Here is a 12,116-nt window from a genome sequence, read left to right as displayed (position 1 = left end):
ACATGAAGGTGCCTTTGTTCAACCACATCCTGCTGCTGCGCTACGCGGGATTGTTCACCTATCTCTGCACCGGCCTGCCGTTGCTGAGCAGTTCGTGGCGGGCCGAGGGCGTGGAGACCGGTTCGCCCGACCACGTCGGCTGGTGCGTGGCCTACGTCCTGTTCGGATTGATGTACTGGTTCGCCACGCGTGGACTCGGGCGCCGCGAACGACATCTGGAACGCGTGCCGCTGCTGATCGGGATGAACCTCGCCGCATTCGCGATCGGCTGGTTCAGCCACAGCGGCATTTCCGCGATCCTGTTCCTGGTCATCGCCGGCGTGGTGCCGTGGACGCTGCCGTTCTGGCCGAGCGTGGTCTGGGTGCTGGTGCAATGCTTCTCGTTGTTCCCGGTGTTTGCGCGCGAGCCGAATTTCACCTGGCCCGACGCGTTCCTGCAGTGCGCGATCTACGTCGGATTTTCCGTGTTCACCTATGCCACCTCGCTCGTCGCCAAGCAGCAGGTCGATTCGCGCGAAGAGCAGCGCCGCCTCAACTCCGAACTGCGCGCGACGCGCACGCTGCTGACCGAATCGAGTCGCATGAGCGAGCGTATGCGCATCTCGCGCGAGCTGCATGATCTCGTCGGCCATCACCTGACCGCGTTGAGCCTCAACCTCGAGGTGGCCAGCCATCTCGTCCACGGCGCGGCGCAGGAGCATGTGCGCCAGGCGCAGACGGTGGCCAAGCTGCTGCTCTCGGACGTGCGCGAAGTCGTCAGCCAGCTGCGCGAGGGCGACACGATCGATCTCTCGGCCGCGCTGAAGACGCTGGTCGACGGCGTGCCCGGGCTGAACATCCATCTCGACCTGCCGCCTCGCTTCGCGGTCGACGATCCGCTGCGCGCGCAGGTGCTGCTGCGCTGTGCTCAGGAAATCATCACCAATACGGTCAAGCATGCGGGCGCGAGCAATCTCTGGTTGCGCTGCGAGCGCACCGAGACGAACGAACTGGCGATCCATGCGCGCGACGACGGTCGCGGCGCAGCCGGATTCAAGCAGGGCAACGGCCTGACCGGCATGCGCGAGCGCCTGGCCCAGGTCGGCGGACGCCTGAATATCGATACCCATCTCGACCGCGGCTTCGCGCTGGACGCGTGGCTGCCACTGGAGGCCGCGCGATGACGACGAACAAGACGATGCCGGACAAGATCGGGGTATGTCTGGTCGACGACCAGACCCTGGTGCGCCAGGGCATCCGTTCGCTGCTCGAGCTTTCCGACGATATCGCGGTCGTTGCCGAGGCCGGCGACGGCGCGCAGGCGGTGACGATCATCCCGCAAGCCAAGCCCGACGTCGTCCTGCTCGACATGCGAATGCCGGGCATGTCCGGGCTCGACGTGCTCAATGCACTCGCGGCGAAGAACGAACTGCCGCCGACGATCATCCTGACCACGTTCGACGACGATCAGCTCGTGCTCGCCGGACTCAAGGCCGGCGCGCGCGGTTATCTGCTCAAGGACGTCTCGCTTGAGCAACTGGTCGATGCGGTCAAGGCTGTCGCCGGTGGCGGCTCGCTGGTCGCTCCGATCGTCACCCAGCGCCTGCTCTCGGGCCTGGAGCGCATGCACAACGAATTCGTCAGCCTCGAACGCCCCGATCCGCTGACCGATCGCGAAACGGAAATCCTGCGTCTGATGGCCGGCGGCTACAGCAACAAGGAAATCGCCAATTCCCTGACCGTGGCCGAAGGCACGGTGAAGAATCACGTTTCCAATATCCTGTCCAAGCTCGGCGTGCGCGACCGCACCCGCGCCGTGCTGAAGGCCTTCGAAATCGGCATCGTCTGACCGTCGGGGATGCGCGGCGGGATGCCGAGTTCCGCTCTCAATGCTGCAATCGCCGCGATCATCGCCATGTTGTCGGCACATGGAGGTGCCGCGCGATGAGCGCTCCGGGCTCATCGCGGCAAACGTGGCGCGGCTCTGCCGCGTCCGTTTGCAGCGGACCGCGGCAGGATGCCCGGTTCCGCTCCAATATGTTGCGGTCGCCGTAGCCATTGCCGGAATTTGCAAGTAACATTCGGGCGGTGCCCGGGCTGGACGCAGGCGGTTGGGAAAGCTCCTGATCTCGAGAACTGTGTGTCCGGGCTCTTGTCGTGCGGCCGCGGCGGGGACGTGACGTGGCCTGCCGGTTCCAATTCTGGAGAGAGATAGGATGATTCGCCTGCTTGAGATTTTCGTTGCCCTCGTCATCGTCGCTATCCTCGCGGTGGTCTTCGCTATCGCCTTGCCGAACCATCGGCATATCGACAAGCAGAAGGTGTACTCCGCGCCGGTGCGCCAGATCTACGACGTGCTGAACGGTTATCGCACCTATCCCTCGTGGCCGTCGCCGCTGCGTGCGTTCGATCCGAAGGTGCGCTTCGATTTCCAGGGGCCGGAGAGCGGCTCGGGCGCCAAACTCAACTGGACCGGCTCGGCCGATGCCAAGCTCGGCAATGGTGGCTTCACGGTCATCCCCGATCCGGTGCAGGACAAGCAGGTGCGCTGGGCGGTCGACAACAACTGGAAGGGCGAGGGCAAGACCCTCACCTGGGACCTCGATCAGGCCGAGAACGGCAAGACGGTCAAGGTCACGCTCGGCTACGACGTCGAGTATGGCTGGGATCTGCTCGCGCGCTACACCGGCTTGTATGTCGGTGGCGAGCCGGCGACGCTCGTGCAGCTGCATCTGGATGATCTCGAGAAATACCTGGCAACCGTGCCAAACGTCGACTACAAGGACACGACGTTCGAGCTGAAGGACGTGGCCGCGCGCCCGATCCTCTATGTTTCCACGCAGGCCAAGCGTTCGCTCGACGAAGTCGCCGACGCGACCGACAAGGCGCTGACCGCGATCAATGCCGAGATCAAGAAGGACAAGCTCAGCCAGATCGGCCCGCGCATCACGGTCACCTCGAACTGGGGCGACGAGAACTACGAGTTCGACATCGCAGTGCCGGTCGAGAAGACCGACGGCATCACTCCGGCCGATCCGGTCAAGGTCGGCACGACCTACGCCGGCAAGGTGCTGACCGCCTCGTTCACCGGCTCGCCGGCGCAACTGCCGCTGACGCGCCTGCTGCTCAAGGCCTACGCGTCGACCCACGGTTACGGATTCGACGATAGCGGTACCGGCCCGGGACGTTTCTACGACGAACTGACCACGACCGATGCCAACGCGGCCGAAGATCAACAGTCGTTCACCGTATCGCTGCCGGTTACGGTGCAGCAGTAAGCAGTACGACAACGCGGCGCGGGCAGGGCGAACCCTTGTCCGCGCCGTTTCGTTTCCGCGATCGCCGTCGCGTCTGGAACTTTTTCGCGACGGCGCGGTATTTGACTCGCGGCCGCGTACACCCCAGCTGCGATATCTCGGGGAAAACAGTTACCACAACGGAATTTCGCGCATGATCGAAACCCGGCAATTGAGCAAACGTTACGGCGACCTCAACGCGGTCGACGGCATCAGCTTCAAGGTCGAGCCCGGCCAAGTACTCGGCTTCCTCGGTCCCAACGGCGCCGGCAAGTCGACGACGATGAAGATGATCGCCGGCTTCCTCAGCCCCACCTCGGGCAGCGCCAGCGTCTGCGGCCACGACGTCGTCGACGACGCACTCGCAGCCAAGCGCGTTACCGGCTACCTGCCCGAAGGCGCGCCGAGCTACGGCGAGATGACTCCGCGCCAGTTCCTGCATTTCGTCGCCGAGGCGCGCGGCCTGCGCGGCGACAAGCGCGCGCAGCGCGTCGAGGAAGTGATCGAACGCCTGCACCTGCACAGCGTGCTCGAGCAGTCGATCGAGACCTTGTCCAAGGGTTTCAAGCGCCGCGTCGGTCTGGCCCAGGCCATCGTCCATGATCCGGCCGTGCTGATCCTCGACGAACCGACCGATGGCCTCGATCCGAACCAGAAGTTCGAAGTACGCAACCTGATCAACGCGATGGCCAAGGACAAGACCATCGTCGTTTCCACCCACATCCTCGAAGAGGTGCAGGCCGTGTGCACGCGCGCCGTGATCATCGCGCGCGGCAGGATTCTCGCGGATGCGACGCCGGCCGAGCTCGAAGCCAAGTCGCGCTATCACGGTGCCGTGTCGCTGACGACGCCCAACCTCGCCGGAGCCAAGGACGTGCTCTCGCGCGTCGCCGATGTGGCCGCAGTCGAGTACGACATCGTGACGCGGCGCCTGACCGCGATCCCGAAACCGGGCCGGCAAATCTTCGCCCCGATCAGCGAGCTGCTGAAGACGCAGGGCATCCCGGTCGGCGAGCTGCAGCTCGAGTCCGGGCGCATGGACGAGGTGTTCCGCACGATCACGCACGGCGACCTCGGCGAAGACCTGACCGAGGAGGCACGCGCATGAGCAACATCCTCACCGTATTCAAGCGCGAACTCGCGAGTTATTTCGCGACGCCCGTGGCCTACGTGTTCATCGTGATCTTCCTGCTCCTCGCCGGCGCGTTCACGTTCTACATCGGCAGCTTCTACGAGCGCGGCCAGGCCGACCTGTTGCCGTTCTTCAACTTCCATCCGTGGCTGTACCTGTTCCTCGTACCCGCGGTCGGCATGCGCCTGTGGTCCGAGGAGCGCAAGAGCGGCACGATTGAGCTTCTGCTGACCTTGCCGATCACGATGTGGCAGGCGGTCGTCGGCAAGTTCCTCGCTGCATGGGCGTTCATCGGCATCGCGCTCGCGCTGACGTTCCCGATCTGGATCACGGTCAACTATCTCGGCGCGCCGGACAACGGCGTGATCTTCGCGAGCTACCTCGGCAGCTTCCTTATGGCCGGCGCGTTTCTCGCGATCGGCTCGTGCATCTCGGCGTGCACGCGCAACCAGGTCGTCGCCTTCATCCTGACCGTCGTCGTCTGCTTCCTGTTCCTGCTCGCGGGCTTCCCGCTCGTGCTGAACTTCTTCAGCTCATGGGCGCCGCAGGGGCTGGTCGACGCGATTTCCGGCCTGAGCTTCCTCACCCATTTCGCCGCGATCGCCAAAGGCGTGATCGACCTGCGTGACCTCGTCTACTTCGGTTTGACGATCGCGTTCTGGTTGTACGCGAGCGCGGTCGTGATCGATCTGAAGAAAGCCGACTGAGCGGAGCCGACGATGAATCAGAACAAGAAACTCCTCAGCTTCGGCGCGCTGGCCATCCTCGCCGTGTTGTTCGTTGCCATGATCCTGGTCAGCAACACGCTGTTTCGCGGCGCGCGCCTCGACCTGACCCAGAATCACTTGTATACCTTGTCGCAAGGTACCAAAAACATACTTTCCTCGATCGAGGAGCCGGTCAATCTGACCTTGTACTTCTCCGACAAGGCCGCGGCGGAAAGCGCGAACCCCGACGCGGCCGCTCTGAGAAACTACGCGCCGCGCGTGCGCGAGATGCTCGCCGAAATGGCGGCGCGCGCGGGCGGCAAGCTGCGCGTGGCCACGGTCGATCCGCTGCCGTTCTCCGAGGACGAGGACCGCGCGACCACGCTCGGCCTGCAGGCGCTGCCGTGGGGGCAGGGTGGCAGCAACATCTTCCTCGGCATCGTCGGCACGAACTCGACCAACGGCAAGTCGGTCATGCCGATCGCGAATCCGAACAAGGAAACCTTCCTCGAATACGACGTCGCCAAGATGATCCACGAGCTGTCGATGGCGAAGAAGCCGGCGGTCGGCCTGATCTCGGGCCTGCCGATGGGCGCAGGCTTCGACGCGCAGACGCGGCAGATGCGCCAGCCCTGGGCGATCCAGTCGCAACTCGAGCAGATGTTCGATGTGCGCACGTTGACGCCAGCGTCGGTCAAATCGATCGACAAGGACATCAACGTGCTCGTCGTCGTGCAGCCGAAGAACCTGAGCGACGATGCGCAATACGCGATCGACCAGTTCGTGCTGCGTGGCGGGCATCTGCTCGTGTTCGTCGATCCGCTCGCCGAGAGCGACGACTCGGGTGCGGATCCGAACAATCCGCAGGCGGCGATGATGGCCGATCGTTCCTCCGACCTGCCCAAGCTGTTCAAGGCCTGGGGCGTCGACTACGACGCGAAGAAGATCGTGCTCGACCGCGAGCACGCGCTGCAGGTGACGTCGCCGCAAGGCCAGCCGATCCGCCATCCGGCGATCCTCGGCTTCAACCAGCGCGACCTCAATCCGACCGACATCACCACGGCACAGTTGCAGAGCATCAACGTCTCAACCGCCGGCTTCTTCCAACTCGCAAACGACTCGAAGAACAAGCTGACGCCGCTGATCCAGACCAGCGCCGATGCGATGACCGTGGCGGCGGATCGCGTCAAGTTCATGTCCGACCCGAGCCAGTTGCTCGTCGACTACAAGCCCGACGGCGCGCAGCCGTTCGTCGTCGCCGGCCGCCTCGAAGGCAAGTTCGCCACGGCGTTTCCGGAGCGCAAGGAAGCGGATCATCTGACCGAATCGAAGGACAGCGGCGAGATCATCCTCGTTGCCGATACCGACATTCTCAGCAATCGCCTGTGGGTGCAGGTGCAGCAGTTCTTCGGCCAGCAGATCATGAATTCGTTCGCCAACAACGGCGACTTCATCGTCAACTCGGTCGACAATCTCGGCGGCTCGTCCGACCTGATCTCGATCCGCGGCCGCGCGACGTCGCAGCGGCCGTTCACCACGGTCGACAACATGCGCCGCGCCGCCGAGGAGAGTTTCCGCGGCAAGGAGCGCGAACTGCAGCAGCGCCTGTCCGACACCGAGCGCAAGCTCACCGAATTGCAGAGCGGCAAGAGCAAGGAGAACGAGATGATCCTCTCTCCCGAGCAGAAGGCCGAGCTGACCCGGTTCCAGGATCAGAAGATCGCGATTCGCAAGGAACTGCGCCAGGTGCGGCGCAGCCTCGACGACCGCATCGAGGCGCTCGGCACGCGGCTGAAGCTTATCGACATCGGGCTGATGCCGTTGCTGATCACATTGTTCGCGCTCGGATTTGCCTGGCTGAAACGCCGGCGCCGCGCGGCCTGAATCGGGGACGACGACATGAACACGAAGACATTGTCGGCACTTGCCGTCGTTGCCGTGATCGCACTCGGCGCCGCGATCTGGATCAACTCGGCCAACGCGCCGGTCAGCGAGGAGTCGGCGAAGGACAAGCTGCTGCTGCCCAGTCTGCGCGACGACCTCAACAAGGTCGATGCGTTCGCGCTGAGCGGTGCGGGCGGCAAGGCGCTGGTCACGCTCAAGCGCAGTGGCGAAGGCTGGCAGGTGGCGGAGCGCTCCGGCTATCCGGCCGATATCGGCAAATTGCGTGAGTTCCTGTACCGCCTGGCGGATGCGAAGGTGCTCGACACGAAAACCGCGAGTCCGAAGCGCTATGCCGAGCTCGGCGTCGAGGATCCGATCGATCCGAAGGCGCAGAGCGTGCTCGTCACGCTGGGCGGTTTGCAGGGATTGCCGAAGCTGATCGTCGGCCTCTACAACGGGCAGGGCGGCGGCGGTACGTTCGTGCGCCGCGAGGGCGAGGCACAGAGCCTGCTCGCGAGCGGCACGCTGCTTGCGGAGAAGGATCCGGCTGCGTGGATCAACAAGGACCTGATCGACATCGACGCGGCGAAGATCAAGCAAGTCACGCTGACCGGCGCCGACGGCAAAACGCTGCGCGTCTACAAGGAACAGCCGACCGACGCCAACTTCAGGATCGCCGACTTGCCCAAGGGCAGGGAACCCGCGTCGGATTTCGTCGCCAACGGCATGGGTTCGGGCCTGTCCAACCTGCGCGCCGACGACGTGGCCGCGGCCAAGGACGCGTCCGTGCCCGAGAAACCCTACAAGGCGCGCTATCTTGGTTTCGACGGCAGCGTCGTCGACGTGATCGCGTGGGAAACCGATGGCAAGGCACGCGTGCAACTCGCCGCATCAAACGACGCAGCACAGCTCGATGCCGGCATCGCCGCCGCGCAGGCAAGCGACAAGGCTGCTTACGAAACGGCCGTGGCCGCGGCCAAGCTCAAGGCCGTCGAGGCCAAGGGCGACGATGCGGCGATCGCGAAAGCGGAAGCCGACGTGGCCAAGCCCGCCTCGCTCGTCGATGCGGTGAAGGACCGCACCGAGCGCATCGCTGCGGCCAACAAGGCTGCCGAGGATTTGAATCGGAAACTGCAGGGCTGGACCTACACCGTCCCGCAGTACGCGTTCTCGAATTTCCACAAGAACATCGACGAACTGCTCAAGCCGCTGGAGACCAAGCAGGCGGCGGGCGCGAACGGAGCCAAGTCAGCGCCGCCCATCCTGCCGACACCGGCAGCGACTCCGGCGATCAAGCGCTAGCTCGGCATGCGAGCTTTCGCGGCTGGCGGCGCGGTCCTGGGTGCGTTTGGCGTCGTACTCGGCGCGTTCGGTGCGCACGCCTTACGCGGCACGCTCGACGAAGCGGCGCTGCGCCTCTGGCACACAGCGGTGGAATACCAGTTCTGGCACGCGCTCGCGCTGTTCGCGCTGGCGCTCGCGCCGCTGCCCACATCACGTTGGCGGCGCGCGGGCGCGTACGCCTTTGCTCTCGGCACCGTCCTGTTCAGTGGCAGCCTTTACGCGCTCGCCCTCGGTGCGCCGAAATTTATTGGCGCGATTACGCCGCTCGGCGGCATCGCGCTGATCGCGGGCTGGCTTGCTGCTGCGGTGGCTTGCCTGCGCGCGCGCTCCGACTGAGAGCGGCAAGCGGCCTGCGCCGGCGCTTTGTTGCGGCGCAAAATCGAAAATAGCCCACGCCGCTTTTCGCTGCAATCGGCGAAGCGCATACTCCGGTTCAAACGCTCGTTTCGATATCCGCAAGCGTTCTCAACAGGAGGGAATCATGTCGACCTCACGTGTCCGGCGCGCCGCCTGCGCCTATTCTGTACTTCTTGCTTTTTCCACATTGGGATTTTGCAGCACGGCAGCGCTGGCCGACACGATCAGCGCGCCCGGCATGTCCGCGCCGGGGACGCTCGCCTACGACACGCTCGGCATGCCGACGATCACCGCGGCGACCGACAACGACGTCGCCTTCCTGCAGGGCTATGCGCAGGCGAAGGCACGCTTCTTCGAGATGGACTTCAATCGCCGCGCGGTCAGCGGCACGCTGGCCGAACTGGTCGGCCAGCCCGCGCTCGCCAACGACATCCAGTCACGCACGCTCGGCCTGCGCCGTGCCGCGCTGGCGACCTGGCAGGCGATGGACGACGACACACGCGGCTGGCTGCAGGCCTACGCGAATGGCGTCAACTACTGGCTGAAGACGACGCCGTCGCTGCCTCCCGAGTACCACGCGTTGAGCCTGAGCCAGGCGGAGCCGTGGCTGCCGATCGACACGATCAGTATCGGCAAGGGCTTGGCTTATCAACTCTCGTTCGACTCGTCGAAGGTGTCGAACACGATCAACTTCGCCGCCTACCAGAAAGCGGCAGCCGCGGCCCACGTCGATCCGGTCGCGTTGTACTTCGGCGACACGCACCGCTTCGCGCCGCCCGACTCGACCGTGACGATTCCCGGATTCGTGCCGAGCGCCGCGACTGCCGGCAGCGGTGCGCCCGTCGCCTCGCTGCAGGCGACCGCGCAGCCTGCGGCAACACAGCCACAGCTGATTTCCGCGCAGACCGTGAAACTCGCGCAGGGCTGGCTGGACAAGGTCGCCGGGCATCCGCTGATCGCGCCGACGTTGCGCTCGCGCGCCGATCGCGAGGGCAGCAACGAGTTCGCCGTCGCGGCCAGCGTCACCGCGTCGGGCAAGCCGATTCTCGCGAACGATCCGCATCTCACGCTCGCCCTGCCGCCGATCTTCATGGAGATGCACATCAACTCGAACGATCCGGCCTACACGCAGCCGCTCAACGCGAGCGGCGTCAGCGTGCCGGGTGCGCCGGGCATCATCCAGGGCTGCACGACGAACGTCTGCTGGGGCACTACGGTCAACCCGATGGACGTGACCGACTTCTTCCAGGAAACGCTACAGCTCAATGCCGTCGGTTTGCCGACCGCGATCGTGCACAACGGCCAGGCCGAGCCCGTCATCTGGCAGTTCCAGAGCTACTACGTGAACAAGATGCAGGCGGGTGTGACCGACAACCTCGTGCGTGACGATTCGATCGGCCCGACCAACGGCGGCGTGACCATCATCGTGCCGCGAAGGAACAACGGACCGATCGTGCAGCTCGATGGCAGCAGCGGCCTGTCGATCGCCTACACCGGTTTCGGTCCGACGATGGAGTTGAAGGCGTTCAAGAAGATCAACCGCGCGAACAACCTCGCCGATTTCCAGAACGCGCTGACGTACTTCGATTTCGGCTCGCAGAACTTCGCCTATGCCGACACCGCCGGCAACATCGCCTACTTCACCAGCGCCGAGAATCCGATCCGCCAGGACCTGCAGGAAGGCGCGCCCGGCGGCGGCATCCCGCCGTGGCTGATCCGCGACGGCTCCGGCAAGCTGCATCACGACTGGCTGCCGGTGCAGCATCCGCAGCCGAACCAGGCGACGCCGTTCGAGATCATGCCGGCGTCGGAAATGCCACACGCGATCAACCCTGCGTCGGGCTTCTTCGCCAACGGCAACAACGACCCGATCGGTATCCTCGCCAACAACAATCCGCTCGGCATGCAGCGGCCCGGCGGCGGCATCTACTATCTCAACTACAACTACAGCGTCTATCGCGTTACGCGCATCAGCAAGCTGTTGTCGGCGATGATCGCTCAGGGCAGGAAGATCACGCCGGACCAAATCAAGGCAGTGCAGCTCAATCGGCAGCCGGCCGATGCGGAACTCGTGTTGCCATATCTGCTAACCGCGTACACGAACGCGCAGGGCAGTGCGTGGAGCCAACTCAGCTCACTCGCGAACGACAGCGGCGTCATCCAGGCGATGACCTATCTGCAAAGATGGAATCTCGCTACGCCGACCGGATTGGCGCAAGGTTACGACAGCCCCAGCTTCATCGACGCCATCGGCCTTCCGCCCGGTGTGTTTCTTCCCGCGACCTACGGCCAGAACGCAGACGTCGCGGCGACGCTCTACTACCTGTGGCGCAGCAACGCGATCAAGAACATCGAGGACAAGACCTTGACCGGCCTCGGTCTCGGCAGCTACCTGCCTGCCGACGACGATGCGTGGACGAGCGTGAAATTCCTGCTCGACGCCTTCCCGGTGCTCGGTGGCAAGGGTGCATCGGGCGTGAATTTCTTCGCCGTCAGCGGCGCGCCCGATGCGGCCTCGGCGCGCGACTATGTGTTGCTCAAAAGTTTGAAGGACGCGCTGACGCAGGCATCAAGCAACGCGTTTGCGGCCGCGTTCAACAACTCGACGAACCCCGCCGAGTATCACTGGGGCCTGTTGCATCGCTTCGTCCTCGAGCACCCGCTCGGCGGGCCGTTCAACGTGCCCGGCGCCGGCAGCCCGTATCCGTTCACCGATCTCTCGGCGAATCTGCCGGGCCTGGCACGCGACAGCGGCTGGGAAACCGTGAGCCCGGGCGGGCATGCGTTGCGCGTCAGCGGTGTCAACGATTTCATGTTCAGCGGCGCGACCGCGCCGGGGCGCCGTTTCGTCGGCGAGATGTCGCTGCCGATCAACGCGTTCGAGGTGATTCCCGGCGGCAACAGCGCCGTACTCGGCAGCCCGAATTACGTCGACCAGCTGCCGTTGTGGCTGACCGGGCAATATCATCCTCTGCCGATCGGCAATCCGTAGCCGCAGGTGCCGGCGGGTCCGGTCATCGGACTCGCTCGGCGCTACGCATGCTTCTCGTGCCAGCACCAATGCCACGGCTCGTAGGCAATGCCGTGGCGATTGCCGCGCGGATAGCTCAGTGCGAATTTGTATAACTTTGCATTTTTTCGCAGCCATGCGAACGCGCGCGAGCGTTCGAATTCCTCTTCAAGCGAGGCGTAGCCCGGGGTGGTGATGTCGAGTGCGCGTCCCGTGTGATGCTCGCTGTAGCCCGGCGCGGCGCTGACGCGCAGGATCTCGTCCATCGACTGCCCGCGTTCGAGCTTGCGTTTGATGATGCCGAGCTGGTATTCGATGCCGCGGAACGCCGAGACGATTTCAAGCTCCACGCCATCGCGCATCGCCGCCTCGCGCATGCGCGTCCACGCGCGCGCGGCGCGCGGCGC

At 64.6% G+C, this 12,116-nt stretch carries 10 protein-coding genes; 9 read left to right on the top strand and 1 reads right to left on the bottom strand.

The features are described from left to right. Positions 1-2 precede the first annotated feature (2 nt). From VF497_RS02835 to VF497_RS02795, 9 genes are all read left to right on the top strand, one after another. Positions 3-1,163: a sensor histidine kinase gene (locus VF497_RS02835; protein WP_330886056.1), complete on the top strand. Its 1,161-nt coding sequence runs from the start codon at positions 3-5 to the stop codon at positions 1,161-1,163. A 14-nt stretch (positions 1,164-1,177) separates the two neighbouring features. Further along, the gene (locus VF497_RS02830; RefSeq protein ID WP_330886058.1) at positions 1,178-1,828 is read left to right on the top strand and encodes a response regulator transcription factor; all 651 of its coding nucleotides are present in this window, start codon (positions 1,178-1,180) and stop codon (positions 1,826-1,828) included. A 367-nt stretch (positions 1,829-2,195) separates the two neighbouring features. Further along, a complete protein-coding gene (locus tag VF497_RS02825) occupies positions 2,196-3,257 on the top strand; it encodes a hypothetical protein (RefSeq protein WP_330886054.1) in 1,062 nt (353 codons plus the stop codon). Positions 3,258-3,429: 172 nt separating this feature from the next. Beyond that, entirely contained in the window at positions 3,430-4,383 is a 954-nt protein-coding gene (locus VF497_RS02820) for an ABC transporter ATP-binding protein (protein ID WP_330886052.1), read from the top strand. Next, a complete protein-coding gene (locus VF497_RS02815; RefSeq protein ID WP_330886050.1) occupies positions 4,380-5,114 on the top strand; it encodes an ABC transporter permease subunit in 735 nt (244 codons plus the stop codon). Before VF497_RS02820 ends, VF497_RS02815 begins: the two co-directional genes overlap by 4 nt. Before the next feature lie 12 nt (positions 5,115-5,126). Beyond that, positions 5,127-6,998 (top strand): GldG family protein, encoded by a 1,872-nt coding sequence (locus tag VF497_RS02810; protein ID WP_330886048.1) that lies wholly within the window; start codon positions 5,127-5,129, stop codon positions 6,996-6,998. A 15-nt stretch (positions 6,999-7,013) separates the two neighbouring features. After that, positions 7,014-8,300, top strand: a complete 1,287-nt coding sequence (locus VF497_RS02805) for a DUF4340 domain-containing protein (RefSeq protein ID WP_330886046.1) — start codon at positions 7,014-7,016, stop codon at positions 8,298-8,300. Positions 8,301-8,306: 6 nt separating this feature from the next. Further along, positions 8,307-8,678: a DUF423 domain-containing protein gene (locus VF497_RS02800; RefSeq protein WP_330886044.1), complete on the top strand. Its 372-nt coding sequence runs from the start codon at positions 8,307-8,309 to the stop codon at positions 8,676-8,678. 145 nt (positions 8,679-8,823) lie between these two features. Then, entirely contained in the window at positions 8,824-11,691 is a 2,868-nt protein-coding gene (locus tag VF497_RS02795) for a penicillin acylase family protein (RefSeq protein ID WP_330886042.1), read from the top strand. Positions 11,692-11,732: 41 nt separating this feature from the next. On the opposite strand, the gene VF497_RS02790 is transcribed toward VF497_RS02795, so the two are convergent. Beyond that, a partial coding sequence (locus VF497_RS02790) for a M15 family metallopeptidase (RefSeq protein WP_330886040.1) occupies positions 11,733-12,116 on the bottom strand: 384 nt, incomplete at its 5' end.

Source organism: Rudaea sp., from assembly GCF_036383415.1.
Taxonomy (GTDB): Bacteria; Pseudomonadota; Gammaproteobacteria; order Xanthomonadales; family Rhodanobacteraceae; genus Rudaea.
This window is presented reverse-complemented; position numbering and strand designations above follow the sequence as displayed.